Origin of the sequence: Ralstonia sp. RRA (assembly GCF_037023145.1) — a bacterium.
Taxonomy (GTDB): domain Bacteria; phylum Pseudomonadota; class Gammaproteobacteria; order Burkholderiales; family Burkholderiaceae; genus Ralstonia.
Genome location: NZ_CP146092.1, coordinates 1,154,448 through 1,170,410, shown reverse-complemented (window position 1 = coordinate 1,170,410; position 15,963 = coordinate 1,154,448). Strand labels below are relative to the sequence as shown.

Below are 15,963 nucleotides of genomic sequence, written 5' to 3'. Positions count from 1 at the left end.
GTCGGTCAGAATTGGAAATAGAGAAAGCGCACTTCACCGTGCAACTGCGCCATGCAGAACAGCAGCAGAACGACGATGACCACGCCCCAGCGCAGCGAGGGCTGCCAGCCAAAACGCGCAGCCGCTGTATTGGCAGGACGCTCCAGCGCCGGTGAGAATTGGCCCATCCATTGATGCACGTTGGGCAGGCACCAGACGATGGCCAGCATCGCCACGATCTGCAGTGCCAGCATCGAGCGGCCCAGCACGATGCGCAGCCACTCCAGGCCGCTCATGCCGGCCTCGCCCCAGGCGGGCCAGCCCAGCGGTTCGATGCCGCGCAGACCAACCATGCCGCCCAGCATCTGCAGCGCATCATGCACGCCGTGGGCACGGAAGAAGATGAACGCCACGAGCGCCGCAAAGAAAGTCAGCAGCACATTGCCTGCATGCCGCAGCGGCGTGGGCAGTGCTGGCTGCGCCGGTGCACCGGCCGGCGCACGCGCAGCCTGCCACGCCCGCCAGCCATGGTTGACGCTCAGAAAGGCCGCGTGCAGCAGGCCGTAGATGAGGTACTGCAGCCCTGCCCCATGCCACACGCCTGCCAGCCCCATGGTGTAGAAGGTCGGCACCGCCACGGTGGCCGCAAAGCCGCCTGCCGAGCGCTGCGCCAAGCGCCCGGTCGACTTGCCGCTGGTCATGCGCGCACGGTTGATGCGCATCGCCAGCGGGTAGTAGAGGTAGCTGGTCAGGTAGCGCGTGAGCGTCATGTGCCAGCGCTGCCAGAACTCGATGATGCTGCCGGCCTTGAACGGCGAATTGAAGTTGAGCGGGAAGCGCACCCCGAACATCTTCGCCAGCCCCATCGCCATGTCGGAGTAGCCCGAGAAGTCGAAGTACAGCTGCATCGCATAGGCCAGACAGGCGCCCCAGGCGGCCAGCATCTGCAGCTCGTGGGGCGCGGCAAAGCCGTGGTCGGCGTACGGCGCAATCGTGTCGGCCAGCAGCAGCTTCTTGGCCAGCCCGCAGGTGAACATGGTCAGCCCGATGGACAGGTTCTCCGCACGCAGCCGATACGTCTCGGGGCGCGCGAACTGCGTCATCATTTCCTTGTGGTGCAGGATCGGCCCGGCAATCAGGTGCGGGAAGAACGTGACGAACTGGATGAAGCCCAGCGGATCGCGCTCCTTGACGATGCCGGCATTGCAGTCGAGCAGATAGCCGATCTGCGTGAAGGTGAAGAACGACACGCCCAGCGGCAACGCCACGTCTTCCATCGCCACGGCAACCCAGCCGGCCGGCATGATGTCGGCCGCGTTCACCACGACTCCAATCAACGCCGCCAGGTACTTGTAGCGCACCAGCACCGCCAGATCGACCACGATGGCGAAGGCCAGCCAAGCGCGGCGCGCACGCGATCCCGTCGGGTTGCTCAGGATCAGCCAGCTCATCGCAAAGTTGAACGCGATCGACAACGTGAGCAGCAGCACGAACGACGGGTTCCACCACCCGTAGAACAGGAACGACGCCAAGCACAGCCAGACCGATGCCGCACGCGGCGAGCGTGCACCCAGCAGGTAGTAGCCGGCAATCGAAACCGGCAGGAACAGCGTCAGGAAAATGAACGAGTTGAATAGCATCTCGGCCTCAATGGCTGGCGCCGTTGGGGAGGGTCTTGACCGGCAGGTGCAGCGCGTCTTCCGACATCTCCCACACCAGCACGCGCACACTCTTGGGCCACGTTGCGCGCTTGTCCCACATGGCTTGCATGGCACGGTCGAACTGGCCGTCGTCCAGGCTCACGTTCCAGACCTCGCGGCCAAGCTGTTCGCCCAGGCGCCCTGCAAACTCGCTGCGCCGTGAGAACGAACTGCCCGCCAGCATGACTTCCACCGGCGGCGCGTCGTCGAGCAGGCCGCCCGAATGCACCGCGCTGATGGTTTGCGGCGCCACCTGATCGGGCGCCGGGCGCCATGCGTCGGGCACATCGCCCAGACCACTGAGCGTGAGCAGATCGCCCACGCGCGGCTCCACCGCAGCCTGCTGATGTTCGAAGCGTGCATCGCCCCGCCCGCCGAGCAACGGCAGCACAGCGGCGCCAATCACATTGGCGGCGGCCTGCGCGCCGCTCGCGTTCCAGTGCACATCGGTGCGGAAGTACGCGGGGCTTGCCTGCTGCAATGCGGGCAGCAGTTCCACACGCGCGACACCGGCAGCGTCCAGCGCCTGCTGCCATCCGGCCAGGCGCTGTGTCATGCGGGCGTCCTGATGCAGGCCGCAGAGGGCCTGCGCTTCAACGCGCGCCTTGTCAGGCACCGTCACAACCACCAGACGGATGCCGTCCTTGCGCAGGGCATCGGCATAGCGGTGCAGCGTCGCGATGCGCGCATCGAGCAATGCATCGGCACCCGGCACGCCCACTTGCCGCACCTGCCCGGCCGCAGCGGGGGGCGGGCGCAATCCATCGGCGTAGAAGAGCCAGCCCGGGCAGCCCTCGCGCACCTGCTGGCCGAGATCGCCCTGCACGCGATAACGCAGTGCAGCCTGCCAGCGGTGCAGCGTACGTGCGTACGGCACGTCGATGGCACCTTCAATCTGATGACCGAGGGTGCCGTCGCGCCATCCGGCCCAATTGAATGGCTCACCGTTGTCAGCCTGCCGGCCCAGCGCAACCGCCGCTATGCCAAGGCCGACGACCAGAAGCGCCGCCACGGCCCAAGCCAAAGCCCGGTGCCAGAACGCGGACCGATCCGGCGGCGCCGCCTCTGCCGGCTCCTGCCCGGGCAGCGCGGTGGCAGGCGAACGTGCGAGCCCGTCGCTCATCGCGCGAGCGCCTTGTCCAAGCGGGCGAGCCACGCGTCTTCCGCCATGATCGAAGCGGCATCCCACTGCGTTGCCGCATTCGGGCCGTTCATCATCTGGCCTTCATTGAACTGCCAGACCAGCGCCTTGATCTTGGCGGACTTGAACGCGGGCGACTCCAGATAGTTCAGCAGCGTCTTCCACGGGCCAACGTTGCCGAACGTCCAGGTCAGGCCGACGGGGTTGTCGATGGCGTTCGAAAGCTTCTGCGGAAAACCAAGGTACGGCTGCACCATGCTGTTGCCGACCACCTGCACCAGGGAGGGTGCGCTATCGAGCAAGTCCTTGTTGTTGCCGGCCTGGCGAACGAAGAAGTGGTCCTTGCCGACCGCCTTCTTTTTTTCCGGCGGCAGCAGGTCGGCCAGATCGCCGTAGCTGATCTCTTCCGTCCATTTGCCAAGCCGCGTGCCGCCACCGGTACGCTCAGTAAACAAGCCGCGCGCTTGCAGCAGCTTGGCCGTTGCGGCGGCGTTGGCCTCGGCGGCACGTCCGGACCAGTGATAGTCGGCGCGGATGAACGTGGTGTCGTCGGTCGGGTTGACGGTGGCAATGGCCGCCTCTGCGTCAACCATGTCGAGCCCGATCTTGCCGGCATGGGCCGCCAGTGCGGCGTAGCGGCCCTTCACCGCCGGTGACAGCGTCATGCCATCAGGCAGCTTGTCGGCGTACGCACGGGCCTTGAGCGGCGCGATGACGATCACCGTGCGGATATCCGCGGCGCTGAGCTTGTCGGCCGCCTTGCGGACGAGATCGAGCGCTTGCAGGCAGCCGCCGGTATCGTCTTCGGTCAGACTCTCCCAACCGGGGAACAGCCAGCGGTCGCGCCCTTCGATGATGGTCTGGGCCTTGGTGGCAGGTGCTTGTGCGCCCTGCACGGCAAGTGCAAGGCTCGGCAACGCGGACAGCGCACCGGCCAACGGTGCCGCGCCCAGCGAGAGCAGCACGCGGCGGCGGCGGGCATCGATGGTCGGGCTGTCGGAGCCGAGCGACGAACGAAGCGATACGGTCATGGTGTGGCCTTCAAATTCGGTGGTGAGGTTCACTTCTTGGCAGGCGGCCAGGCGATGTCATCGCGCACGCCGGTGAGTACAGGCTTGGCAGCGTCGCCGGTCAGGAACAGGCTGTAGCTGTCACCCGCAGCCAGCGTGGGCAGTTGCAGCGGCGCGGTCGTGGCATTGCCACAGCTGCCCGTCAGGCGAGCGGCAATCGGGTTGATGGCGCGGGCCTGCTGCGTGCCAGCGGGCACCTGCGCAAACACGGTCGGGCCGTTGTCGGCCACGGCGATCTTCCCCGTGCAGGCGCCCGCAACGTTGTAGACGCGCAGCGTGGCGCGCATCGCATCCAGACGCTCCTGCGGGTTGGCCACACGTGTGGCGCGCCAGCCTTGCGACTCACGCGTGAGCATCACGGTGATGGCCTGGCCGGCCGTGGCATCACTGGCCGACGCCGCGCCTGCTGTATCCGTGGCAGTTGCCTGCACAGGCTCGCGCCCATCGACCGTCACGCGCAGCGGCGTACCTGGGGTCACGACGCTCAGGCGCGTCGACGCACCGGCTGCCAGTGTTTGCGCGGCTTCGCTGCCCGGCAACGTCACGCGGGCCGGCTGGGCGCCAAGATTGACCACGCGCACATACGTGGCGTTGGCGGGAGGCTGCGGGCCATACAGGCTGGCAACATCCTGCGCGGCGGCATGCGCGGCAGCGGGCGCACCCAGCACGAGCACCGCGCCCAGCGCGCGCATCAAATCGGTCAATGTCATGCGACGTTGCATAGGATCAATAGGAATAGATGGCGTTGAAGAACACTCCGCGAGCACGGTCGTCGCCGGCCAGCTTGAAGCGGTACTGCAAGGACACGTCGACGTACGAACGCGGTGCATCGTACTTGTTCTCGCGGAAAACATAGCGTGTGGACACCCCCACCCCCGCGCCGATCGGCACACTGCTGTTGACGTTGCTGTCGTAGTCCGCGCCAACGACCACGTACGGGAACACCGTCCAGCGCGAGCTGACGCTGTCAATGCGGTAGGTGCGGCCGAACTCTGCGTTGGCGGTGGCGTAGTTGGTGCCGGCCTGCAGGTAGCGCCCGGCCTCTGCGTAAACGCGGCCGGTCCACCACGATGGGACGTCGATGCGGCGCTCGGTGCCGAAGCCGTCGGAATAGGCGGTGCGCGCCAGCCAATCCCCGTTGGCAGCAGAGCCGATCGGGATCACGCGCTCAAGAGCGAAGATCACGTTCAGATCGGTGAACGGCTTGACGCGCGCGCCCACGGAAGCCTGCAGCGTCTGGGCGCCGCTGGATTCACCACCCTTGACACCAAAGCTCTCGAAGGCGCGTGCATAGACTTCAAACATCCGTTCACCCAGCGGACCAAACGGGCGCCAGTACGCTTCAACCCCTGCCTGCCAGGCGTTGGCCTCGCCGGGCGTGGTGGCCAGCAGCGGGCCTGACGGCATGCCGCCGCCACGGTAGCTGAGCGTTGCGTCAAAGCCCCAGTTGCGCGTGGCCTCGGCATGGGCTTCGCGCATGTCGAGCATGGCCTGCGGCGTGGGCGGCGGGTCATCGCCCTCCGGCGGTGCCAGACCCTCGTCGATGGCGCGCTCCAGATGCCCAATGGCAAGCGGGTTGCGGCGTGCCGCCATGGCCGAATAGGCGGCATCGGTACGCTCGTCAATGGACAGCGGCGTGATCTTGTCGGCGCGCTCGAACAGGTCGGAAGCAGTCTGGTCTTCGCCTGCCCGCTGCGCGATGTAGGCTGCTGACAATGGCGGCAGAGCATCGAGCAGCCCGTCGTCGACGATCGCCTTCGACTCGCGGGTCGCCGCCCGTTCCTGCTTGGCATCGATGAGCGCATTGACCAGATCAACACGGTGCTGTGCGTCTTGCGGCGCCGCCTGCACGGCCTGACGGGCGTATTCAAGCGCCGCCTTGGTGTCTTTCGCTTCGGCGGCCCGGGCGGAGGCCTGTGCCGGCGCAAAGCCCGGGTCTGCCGGATACAGATCGCAGTCCGACCCGAACTCGCTGGCGGCACAGTCGATCACCGGACGCGCCGCCACGGCCACGCGTTGTGCGGTCTCCTCGGCGGACGGCGCCGGGGCGGCCGCTGCTGCCTGCGCAGTTGCCAATTGCTTACGCGCGCTGTGTACCCGCATCGTGGTGAGCGAATCCGTGTCGTCATCGATCGGCTTGAGATCGCCAAGCACGTCGATCACGCGCTGCGGCTCACCCTGTGCCAACCAGATGTCGGCAGCAATGGTTTGCATCGAGCGCCGCACCGCAGCCGTGGCATCGGCCTGCTTGAGTGCCTGCGCCAGATCAGCGTTTGCCGCCTCCGACTTGCCTTGTGCCGCGCGTGCGTAGCCGCGCAACGTCCAGGCCATGATTTCCGTATCGTCGTAGGTGATGGCATCGTCCATGGCGCGTTCTACACCCGGCAGATCGCCCGTGGCGAGCAGCCCGTCGATGACTTGCAAGCGGTAGTCGAAACGCGCCGGCGCATAGACCACCGCCTGGCGTGCCAGCGCGATGGCGCGCGTTGTATCGCCCGACTGACGTGCGTTGAGCGCGTCCTCCGCCACCTTCATGCCCAGGCCGACGCCAATGAACTCGCGGCGGATGCGCAGTGGTTCGCTGTCGCCAAATTGTCGGACGGCGGCGATGTCGGCATCCCACGCGGCAGCATCATCGCCGGCTGCACTGGAGGCGTCGATCAGCAACAGGCGAAAGCGCTTCAGGTCGGGGCGCAGCGCAATGACCTCGTTGGCGTAACGTGCGGCGCCGGCAAAATCCTTGGCGTTGTACGCCTTGTAGGCGTTCTGGGCGGTTTCCAGTGCTGCGCCGGTCAGGAGCGCGCCGCCCTCCTCGTCCTTGGCCTGCACATGCCCGGCCGCGTTGGCAGGCGCCCGCAAGGCTGCAACGCGCCTGCGCTGCTCAGCGAGTTGCCGGTCCGGGCCAAAACGTGCAGCGGCACCGTTGAGCACGCGCCCGGCCTCCGCATACTGCCGTTGCGCCGCCAGCGCATCCGCCAGCAGCAGATGGAGCGACATCACATCAGGACGCTGCCGAATCGCCTCGCGCGCCAGTGCGACGCAACTGCTATACGCGCGGCGCTTGCAGGCATCGTAGGCCTGCTGCGCGACGCGATAGGCAGTACCAGCCAACGGCAACGGCTTGGTGTCATGCGCTTGGGCATGCAGCAGCGTTGGCGCGCACAGTGCGCTTGCCAACGCAGCCGTGGCCAAGCGCGCGGGTATCACGTTCAGTCGCCTCATGCCGCTGCCGCCAGCACGCCGCCCAGGCGGTGCTGCTCCTTGATCACGTCGTCCAGCGCATCGTGCGAAATCACACCGCGGCTCACCATGTAATCGCCGATGCGGCCATCGCGGTGGGGGCTGTAATCGCGCAGCGTGGCGTCAAATATTTCGCGCAGAACATGGCCGCGCTCGATCAGCAGATCGCCCAGCAACGGCACGCCGCGCGTTGTCGCGGTGCCATCCACGTGCGCAGCAAGCGCACCTGCGTCAGCCGCGCTCATGCCGCGCAACTGGCGCAGGCCCGTGGCGATTTCGCCTTCACGCACAATCCGCTGCACCACATCGCGCTGCAGTTCGGCGGCCACCTGCGCAAGCTCCGCGTCCGGCAGCGGGCTGGCAACCAGCAGCACCACGTGCCCCGCGGCGTCTTCACCTTGCGGCAGCACGCGGTGGCGGATCACGGTGTCAAGCGGCAGCAGGTCCGCATGCGCGCGCAGCTGGGCCAGGTCGAGCGCACCGCGCTCAAGATCCGCCTGGAATGCGATCGCCTCGGCCAAGGTTTCGTCATCCAGCCAGCCTTTGGCCATCAGCACACGGCCCAGGGGCGCCTGACGGGCATGCGCGTCTTGCAGTGCCTGGTCCAGGTTCTCCTGCCCGATCGCCTGCCACGTCACCAGCAGCTCGCCCAACCGGGGGCGCTCGCCGGTGAAGCCGTCTTCCGACGGGAAATCGTGCATGGTCTTGTCCCATGCCAGCCGCTTGCCGGTCAGCAGGTGGGTGAGGAACATCTTCCACGCCCGCGATACCGCCATGAAGTTGATGAAGTTGCCGACGATCATGCGCGGCACCGACAGCACCCCGTGTTCCCACCCATACAGCTGGGTGACGAAGTACACCCGCTGCACCACGCGCAGCGTCAGCGCGATGGCGTTGAACCACAGCAGCGTGCCCAGCCATTCGTACTTCGACAGCGGCGAGGCGATCAGCTCGGGCATCCATCCAAACTGGTCAACCAGCGCAAACAGCAGAAACTGCACGATGAGCACATACGCCAGAATGCCGACGAACGCGGTGACGATGCCCTTGCGGTCACGCGCGAGCAGGTAACGGTTGGCGGGGCCGCCCGTCCAGCCGGTCTGCTTCCAACCTTGCAGCCCGATGCCCAGCGCCCAGCGCGCCCGCTGCCGATAGGCCGTGCGGAAGGTATCCGGAAAGAACTCGCGCACGCACAGCGGCATGGTGAGCGTGAATTCGCGTTCCGGCCCGAGCCCGAACCACGATTTGCGCCGCATGCTGAACTGCACGGGAAAGCGCGCAAAGATGGACTGCATGCCCATCTTGCCCAGCCGCGCGCCTACGTCGTAGTCCTCGGTCAGGCTTTCGGTGTTGAAGGGCTGGTTGTCGGTTTCGGCCGCAAGCGCCAGCAGCGCGCGTCGCGAGAAGCACGTCCCGACACCGGCCGACGGCACGGTGCCTGCCAGGCTCTCGCGCACCACAAGGTCCTTGCCGTGCCATTCGGCAAACTCGTCCATGTAGGTGCCGGCCACCAGCTCGAACCAGTTGCGCTCGAGCGAGGCCACCGGCAGCTGGATCATGTCCTTGCGCGGCAGCAGGTAGTTATAGAAACGCAGCTCCAGCGGGTGCAGCACGTCTTCGCTGTCGTGCAGCACCACGCCGGCAAACTCGATGTTGTGATCGCGCTCGTGCTTGAAGATCGCCTGGATGACCCAGTTCAGGCAGTCCGCCTTGCAGGTCGGGCCGTCGTGCGGCACTTCCACGCGGCGCAACTGCTTGTAGCGGCGGCGCATGCGCTCGACTTCATTGATCGTTTGCGCATCGTTCTGGTACGTGCCGACGAACACCATGTAGCTGCGGTAGTCCATCACGCTGACCATGTTCTCGATCATGGCCGCGATCACGTCGTACTCCAGCCATGCCGGCACCATGATGGCGATCGGCTGCTCAGCGCGGGCCTTGAGCTGCTCGGCCGTCAGCGGCGTGTACACGCGCTTGACCGTGAAGAAGCGGTAGACCTCACGCACCCAGTACCACACGTCGATGAACAGATCGTCGAGGCTCGAAATCAGGATGAGCACCGCCACCACGATGGCCAGCAACTCCAGCCCGTGGTAGTACTGGGCCATCAGATGGCCCGCATACCATTGGATAACGTCGAGCGTCACGACTTGGACTGACGACGCCGGCGTGCGTAGCCCGCCACCGCCAACAGGATCAGGAACACCACTACCACGATGCCCGGCCCGGCCCACGACCAGAAGCTCTTGGTCAGGCGCGGTCGGTCTTCGTCGCTGGGCAGCACTTCACCGGGGTGCAGCGTGTCGAACACGCGGGCGATGCCGTCGCTGGCCACCACCGCCACATCGCCGCGAGACAGGCGCAGCGTGGCCGGCAATACCGGCGCCACCGGCCCGACCGTGCGGTAGACCACCCCCGTCGCGCCGCCCGCCTTCGCCACTTGAACAATGCCGAGATTGGTCAGGCCCGAAACATCGGCCAGCAGCTTGTCGGACGCCGTCGTCAGCGTCAGGCGGTCTTTCGACAGCACGGCGCGGCCGGTCTCGTCGCGCAAGGGCACGTCGATTGCCAGGAAGGTGTCTTTGGGTGCAGCCGCCTCGCTATCCGCCACTGCGGTGAGCTGGCTGCGCGTGGGCGCGATCCCGGCGGCATTGGCCAGGCGTGCGACACGTGGCAGCGTTGCAGCCGCATCGCCCAGATAGGCTGTCGGCACGATCACGTTGGCCTGCGAGGCAAAGCGCGCCACCATGCCCGTGAAATCCGGGTCCAGGCTGGCAGTTTCCAGTGTCACGTGGCTGCTCGGCAGCACGGCCACCGGATAGCCTTGCAGACGCGCACGGCAGCCGTCTTCGGGCGGGCGCTGGAACAGCACGCGCAGCAGGTTGGATGCGCCCAGCGCGTAGCGCGGAATGCGTGCCGTGATGCGCTGTACGCGACCGTCCTGCTTGAGCAGCTCCGAGCCGATCAGCATGCCGTTGAAATAGACTGACGCCACCTGACCGCCCACGCTGGCCGACGGTGCCGCCGCAACGTCGAGCACCACTTCGCCCGGCAGCTTGCCCTGGCCGGAGACGGTGCTCAGATCAAAGCTGGCATCCCACGTTGCACGGCCCAGTACCTCCATCGTCCGCGGCTCGCCGCCCAGCAGGGCCAGTGCAACCTTGTCACCGTAGGCATGCGGTGCGCCCTCCAACTGGTGCACCACGATCTGGTTGGACGCATCGATCGGACGCCACGCTGCCGCCAGCGCCGCCACCCCGCCTACATCGCCCGTCACGATCACGACCTGCCCGGGCAGATGCGCAAGCCGAACCTCACCCGCCGCCAGCGGCTCGGTGATCGGTGCCCAGGTCTGCGCACGCCATTGGTCAAAGGCCTCGGCACCCGACGCGGAGACTGCGGCAACCTGCGCGCGCAGTGCATCCAGCGATGCCTTCAGGCTCCCGCGCAACGTGTCATCTGCCACCACGATGTCCGGTGCGAATGCCGAACGCGAGGCCAGCAACACGAACGCGCCCACCTCCGCCGGGTTGGCCAGCTTGCGCTGGCCGCCAGCAGCCAGCGCCGCAAATGCGGGCGCGGCCTGCAATGCCTTGGGTACGCTCACACCGGTCAGGTCAACCGTATCGCCCACAACGGGCCATGCCCGCACCGCCGGGCGCTTGTTCTCCGCCTGGAGCAGCGCGATCGTCCGCCAGCTCACGTCGTACGCAGGGGCACCCACCTTGTTTGCGCTCAGCGCCACCGTCGGTGCCGTCGGCAATGCGCTCCACGCGGTGCGCAGATCCTTGATCGCAGCCGGATCGAAGCGGTACGTCAACCGCGACGTGGGCGCGATACGCAGCACGTTGCCAATGGCCGTCTGGTCGGTACAGATGGTGTCGTTGATGATCGACGACCACTGCAGCCCCAGACGGACAAAACCTGTGGGCCGCGGGCCGCCGTCCACACCCAGGCTGGCCGCAGCGTCGCCCTGAAACTGGGTAAAGCCGCGCGCCAGCACCGGTGCCCCGTCCAGCGACACCAGCATGGTGGTACGCCCGCCATCTGCGCGCATGTAACCGCCATCCACCTGGAGCGTCGCATCGGAGATCGGCAGGTTGGCGGGCACCGGAAGGTACAGCTCGCGAATGGCATCCGGCGCCTGCAGCACCAGCGGCTCGCGCACGCCCACGTCTGCCAGCGACAAGCTGCGCGTCACGACGCGTCCTTGCGAAAGCTGGGCCAATGCCGCGCCAAGCTCATCGGGAGCAGCCTGGACACGGCCCGCAACCACCAGGGCAACCGCAAACGTCGCGACGTAAGCGCGCGTCATGCGGCGAGGAGAACGTTCAGAATTCACGTCGATAGTCTCGCAATGATGGATGGCGCCTTACCGCAGCAAAGGCTCGCGGACGGCGGCACCAACAAAGGTGCGGCCGGGCCCGTCAGGATTGAACTCATTGAACGGCTGCCCCATCAGTGCCGCTACGATGCGGGCCGATGCGTGGCCGTCGCCGTACGGATTGGAGCGGCCCGCGAAGGTCTCGCCGATTGCCAGGTACTCCAGCACCGTGCGCGTCTCCCGCACAATCGTTTCACGCTGGGTGCCGACCAGGCGCACCGTGCCGGCCGCGATGGCCTCGGGGCGCTCGGTCACGTCGCGCATCACCAGTACAGGTTTGCCCAGCGCCGGAGCCTCTTCCTGAATGCCACCCGAGTCCGTCAGGATGACGGCCGACCGCTGCATCAGGCGCACAAAGGTCAGGTAGTCCAGCGGCTCGATCAGATGCACGTTGGGCTCGCCGCTGAGCGCCTGCCGCACCGGCCCGCTGACGTTGGGGTTGAGGTGCACCGGATAGACGATCTGCGCGACGTTGCTGCGTGCAAGATCGCCCAGCGCGGCGATGATCTCGGCAAAGCCCGCACCGAAGTTCTCGCGGCGATGACCAGTCACCAGCACCACCGGCTGCTGCGGATCGAGAAACGCCAGGGTCTGATCCAGCTGCACGCGCAGCGCGGCGTCGGTGTCGATGCGCGTGGCGCTCAGATAGAGCGCGTCGATCACGGTGTTGCCCGTGACGATGATGCGGCCCGCCAGCGACTCGGCCAGCAGGTTGATCCGAGAGCTCTCCGTTGGCGCGAACATCAGGTCGCTCATCACGTCGATCACGCGGCGGTTCATCTCTTCAGGCCACGGCTGCGCGAGGTTTCCGGTGCGCAGGCCGGCTTCCACGTGTCCGATTGGGATCTGCCGATGGAACGCAGCCAGCGCGGCGGCGCAGGCCGTGGTGGTATCGCCGTGCACCAGCACGCGGTCCGGCTTCTCAATGGCAAGCACGTCGTCAATCGAAGCAATCAGCCGTGACGCCAGCCCGTTGAGCGTCTGGTTGCCGGTCATCAGCGCAAGGTCGTGATGCGGCCGAACGCCGAACAGGTCGAGCACTTGCGACAGCATGGTGCGGTGTTGCCCCGTCACGCAGACGATGGACTCCACGCCCGGCGTCAGCTCAAGCTGCTTGACGACCGGCGCCATCTTGATGGCCTCGGGCCGCGTACCGAAGATGGACAGGATCTTGGTTGACATCAGGATTCGCTCTCTTACAAATGCGTCGCTGCGGCCGACATTGGCCACGAAGCGAAACAGCCACGGTTCTCAATCCAAGCGGGGCGCGACATTACAGGGCGCCAGCGTTTGCGCGCAACGCCAGCGGCCATCACCCGGCTCACGACGACTTCAACAGAAAGGTTGAGCGCGGGCGTGCAGATACGACCCGCAAGCACGCGTGGCGCCAATCACCTATCCGAAATGCTTGGCCCGATCACCCATCGATCGGTTGACTCGACCACGTACCACGCGCCCTGCGGCATCCGGACAAAAACACCACGCCGGGCCCGCAGCGACCGCGCATCAAGTCAACCCCGGAGCACAGCGCTCCTGGGCCTGGAAAACGTCAGCAGAGAATCAGGTCGGGCCGAACAGCAAGTCGGCCCGCGTGCCGTAGCGGCACGGGCGGGTCGGCAAATGGGACGGCGTCCCATTCCGTGTGATGGAAGTGAGCATCGCGATCCCTCGTTGGGAATCCTTGTGCGTCACCAGAGTGCGTTGTTTCATAACCTTCCCCGTCACGAATAGATACAGACCAACATCGTCCGACCACCAACTCAAGGCTTAAACCTTTTTATTGATTGGATTACTTATTTTTATTGTTGCCACACCCCCCCATGCTCACGCAACGCGCGGCTCAGTGGGTACAGCGATGCGCATACTAGCCCAAGACTTCCTGGCACGCCCCACCCGCCAGCAGGGATTCTTTGGTTTCCAACAATTGTTAAATATTTCGTTAGTGTTTCTTCACAGCCCACGAATACCGGGCAAATAACGAAATGAGTCGAATGTTGAGGAAATCCCCTGAAAATCTGTTTGATGGCAATGCTCGATGAAACGCCATCGCACTCGTTACCGCCCTTTCACGCCCCAAGCCGCTGCCCGCGTCATTTGGTCGTAATCTGCACTTAATAATCGGAAAAATGGCTGCGACAGCACACACCATTCCTGGCCACGCACCGCCTTCGGCGCATCAAAGCCAGTCAGCATGCACGCTGAACCTGTGCAGCGTCTGGGTCTGCATCATCAGCCCCGGGAGTGCCGCGCCATCTTGATTGACGCAAGACGCGACGCCGCCCGTATCCCGAAACTCAGACGACGCAGGATATTGGCAACATGCCAGCACCGATGATTACGGTGCGGCGCCGCCTTCCATCGCCGCGCTCTATTTCCAAATAGAACGATGGCTCCGGACCATTCCTATTCCCCGCCTCACCCGGCACTCTTGAAATCTTTAAAAGTCAGCAATCAAAAAGAATTGCCAATGTGCTTGAAAGCCCCCACCCAACACGACAGGCGAAGTGGCCCACGCAGAGTCATCCAGAAAAAGGGGCTGCGCCCCACGCAATTTCAACGCACTAGCACAGATTGAATTTTACAGGAATGCAAAAGCGATATCAGCCCAACGCTCCCACCCATTCGGGGGGATAGCGATTCAAATACTTTTGATTGAACGACAATTTGTTTTGATCGCGCGACATTTCGCATTGGCAATGCATCAACTGCAGAGCCATGCTTGGAGATCAGGTCCACATTCCGCAACCCCGGACAATTACCAAGAAGGCATTCGGTTGTCGCTCCGCCAAGGCTGCATGGCCGAAGGTGCCTCTGCGGATCCGGCACCGCCCCACCCAGCGACCCAACCTCTGGCCAGCAGTATTTCCCGCGTCTCATGTGCGGCATCAAGCGCAACGGATTGACCATCCGTTATAACCAACCCTATATTGCGCTAGAAGCACACGCTTGACCCTTCGCCCGCCAGTGGTAGCCCGCTGGCATACCAAGCACCCGCATGACCTATTCCGTCTGGACGCCCCTGCTGCTCTCACTGAAAGTGGCCGGTTGGGCGACCGCCCTCAACCTCATCCTGGGCGTGGCCGCGGCCTACGCGCTGGCGCGCACGCGCAGCCGCCTGCGTGACCTGATCGACGCCGTCCTGACCCTGCCGCTGGTGCTACCACCCACGGTGCTGGGCTACTACCTGCTGGTGCTGCTGGGCCGGCGTGGCCCGGTCGGCGCATGGCTCGACAGCGTTGGTATCCAGCTGGTCTTCACGTGGCAAGGGGCGGTCATTGCCTCGACTGTGGTGGCGTTTCCGCTGGTCATGAAATCGGCACGTGCCGCATTTGAGGGCGTCGACCATCAGCTCGAGAATGCCGCCCGCGTGCTCGGCCTGCCGGAAGCCGCCGTGTTCTTTCGCGTGACCCTGCCGCTGGCCGCGCGCGGCATCGCCGCTGGCGTCTTGCTGGCGTTTGCACGCGCACTGGGTGAATTTGGTGCCACGCTCATGATTGCCGGCAACCTGCCCGGCCGTACGCAGACGCTGTCCGTCGCCATCTACGAAGCTGTGCAGGCCGGCGACGACGCCACGGCCAACACGCTGGTGCTGATCACCTCGCTCACCTGCATCGTGGTACTGGTGGTGGCCAGCCGCCTGCTGCAAGGGCGCGCACCCAGCCTGCAGGAGCAACCGGCATGAGCGCAGCCATGGTCGATCTTGTGGTGCAGAAGACGCTGACGAGCGCTGCGCGGGTGTTCTCGCTGGACATTGCCGTGCGCTCCGATAGCCGACGCGTGGTGCTCTACGGCCCGTCTGGTGCTGGCAAGAGCCTCACCCTGCGCGCCATCGCCGGCCTGATGACGCCCGACCGGGGCCGCATCGTGTTGAATGGCCGCACGCTGTTCAACCATGCAGATGGCACTAACCTCAGCACGCAGGAGCGCCGCGTCGGTTACCTCTTCCAGGACTACGCCCTCTTCAACTACCTGACGGTGGCGCAGAACATCGGCTTCGGACTCAAGCGCGGGTGGCTCAATCCGCCGCGCCGGGCACAAGACCCGCGCGTGCAACAGTGGATCGACACCTTCGAGCTAGGGGCGGTGGCGGCCAATTACCCTGCGCAGATTTCCGGTGGACAGCGCCAGCGCGTGGCCCTGGCCCGGGCGTTGATCGCCGAACCCTCGATGCTGCTGCTCGACGAGCCCTTTGCCGCGCTGGACCCGGCGCTGCGCACGCGCATGCGCTCGGAGTTGTCGGCACTGCAGCGGCGGCTGGATATACCGATGCTGATGATCACGCACGATCCGGCGGACGTGGAGATCTTCGGTGACCACGTGTTCGAACTACGCGATGGCCGCGTGGTGGCCGATGCGGTGCAGGCGCCGGGCGATACCACCGTGAAGCCGTATCCGCACCTGACGGTGGTGTCCAACGGCTAGGAATCGCGCCGGCATTCCTGCAGCAGA

At 65.5% G+C, this 15,963-nt stretch carries 10 protein-coding genes; 2 read left to right on the top strand and 8 right to left on the bottom strand.

What is annotated here, in order from left to right:
- Nucleotides 1-5: 5 nt before the first annotated feature.
- From V6657_RS23360 to wecB, 8 genes are read right to left on the bottom strand one after another with little or no spacing between them, the layout of a single operon-like run.
- Nucleotides 6-1,619, bottom strand: a complete 1,614-nt coding sequence (locus tag V6657_RS23360) for an MBOAT family O-acyltransferase (RefSeq protein ID WP_048935872.1) — start codon at nucleotides 1,617-1,619, stop codon at nucleotides 6-8.
- A 7-nt stretch (nucleotides 1,620-1,626) separates the two neighbouring features.
- Nucleotides 1,627-2,802, bottom strand: coding sequence for a cell division protein FtsQ (locus V6657_RS23355; protein ID WP_082170315.1), 1,176 nt, complete (start codon nucleotides 2,800-2,802; stop codon nucleotides 1,627-1,629).
- Nucleotides 2,799-3,851, bottom strand: a complete 1,053-nt coding sequence (locus tag V6657_RS23350; protein ID WP_137884940.1) for a twin-arginine translocation pathway signal — start codon at nucleotides 3,849-3,851, stop codon at nucleotides 2,799-2,801. Before V6657_RS23350 ends, V6657_RS23355 begins: the two co-directional genes overlap by 4 nt.
- 29 nt (nucleotides 3,852-3,880) lie before the next feature.
- The gene (locus tag V6657_RS23345) at nucleotides 3,881-4,600 is read right to left on the bottom strand and encodes an alginate O-acetyltransferase AlgF (protein ID WP_048935870.1); all 720 of its coding nucleotides are present in this window, start codon (nucleotides 4,598-4,600) and stop codon (nucleotides 3,881-3,883) included.
- A gap of 16 nt (nucleotides 4,601-4,616) precedes the next feature.
- Entirely contained in the window at nucleotides 4,617-7,112 is a 2,496-nt protein-coding gene (locus V6657_RS23340) for a bacteriophage N4 adsorption protein A (protein ID WP_082170313.1), read from the bottom strand.
- Complete coding sequence (locus tag V6657_RS23335; RefSeq protein WP_048935952.1) at nucleotides 7,109-9,238, bottom strand: glycosyl transferase family protein; 2,130 nt, start codon at nucleotides 9,236-9,238, stop codon at nucleotides 7,109-7,111. Before V6657_RS23335 ends, V6657_RS23340 begins: the two co-directional genes overlap by 4 nt.
- A 35-nt stretch (nucleotides 9,239-9,273) precedes the next feature.
- On the bottom strand, nucleotides 9,274-11,472 hold the full coding sequence (locus tag V6657_RS23330; RefSeq protein ID WP_248694638.1) for a cellulose biosynthesis cyclic di-GMP-binding regulatory protein BcsB: 2,199 nt from the start codon (nucleotides 11,470-11,472) through the stop codon (nucleotides 9,274-9,276).
- 30 nt (nucleotides 11,473-11,502) lie between these two features.
- The gene (gene wecB, locus V6657_RS23325) at nucleotides 11,503-12,696 is read right to left on the bottom strand and encodes a UDP-N-acetylglucosamine 2-epimerase (non-hydrolyzing) (RefSeq protein WP_048935868.1); all 1,194 of its coding nucleotides are present in this window, start codon (nucleotides 12,694-12,696) and stop codon (nucleotides 11,503-11,505) included.
- 1,813 nt (nucleotides 12,697-14,509) lie between these two features.
- Between wecB and modB the strand changes: the two genes are divergently transcribed.
- Nucleotides 14,510-15,196, top strand: coding sequence for a molybdate ABC transporter permease subunit (gene modB, locus V6657_RS23320; protein ID WP_048935867.1), 687 nt, complete (start codon nucleotides 14,510-14,512; stop codon nucleotides 15,194-15,196).
- Nucleotides 15,193-15,936, top strand: a complete 744-nt coding sequence (locus tag V6657_RS23315) for a sulfate/molybdate ABC transporter ATP-binding protein (RefSeq protein WP_048935866.1) — start codon at nucleotides 15,193-15,195, stop codon at nucleotides 15,934-15,936. The genes modB and V6657_RS23315 overlap by 4 nt, the downstream gene beginning before the upstream one ends.
- Nucleotides 15,937-15,963: the final 27 nt, after the last annotated feature.

Bases quoted from the DNA above. Each gene is read 5' to 3' on its own strand.
- V6657_RS23360 (WP_048935872.1), bottom strand. From the start codon at position 1,619: ATGCTATTCAACTCGTTCATTTTCCTGACGCTGTTCCTGCCGGTTTCG.
- V6657_RS23355 (WP_082170315.1), bottom strand. From the start codon at position 2,802: ATGAGCGACGGGCTCGCACGTTCGCCTGCCACCGCGCTGCCCGGGCAG.
- V6657_RS23350 (WP_137884940.1), bottom strand. From the start codon at position 3,851: ATGACCGTATCGCTTCGTTCGTCGCTCGGCTCCGACAGCCCGACCATC.
- V6657_RS23345 (WP_048935870.1), bottom strand. From the start codon at position 4,600: ATGACATTGACCGATTTGATGCGCGCGCTGGGCGCGGTGCTCGTGCTG.
- V6657_RS23340 (WP_082170313.1), bottom strand. From the start codon at position 7,112: ATGAGGCGACTGAACGTGATACCCGCGCGCTTGGCCACGGCTGCGTTG.
- V6657_RS23335 (WP_048935952.1), bottom strand. From the start codon at position 9,238: ATGGCCCAGTACTACCACGGGCTGGAGTTGCTGGCCATCGTGGTGGCG.
- wecB (WP_048935868.1), bottom strand. From the start codon at position 12,696: ATGTCAACCAAGATCCTGTCCATCTTCGGTACGCGGCCCGAGGCCATC.
- modB (WP_048935867.1), top strand. From the start codon at position 14,510: ATGACCTATTCCGTCTGGACGCCCCTGCTGCTCTCACTGAAAGTGGCC.
- V6657_RS23315 (WP_048935866.1), top strand. From the start codon at position 15,193: ATGAGCGCAGCCATGGTCGATCTTGTGGTGCAGAAGACGCTGACGAGC.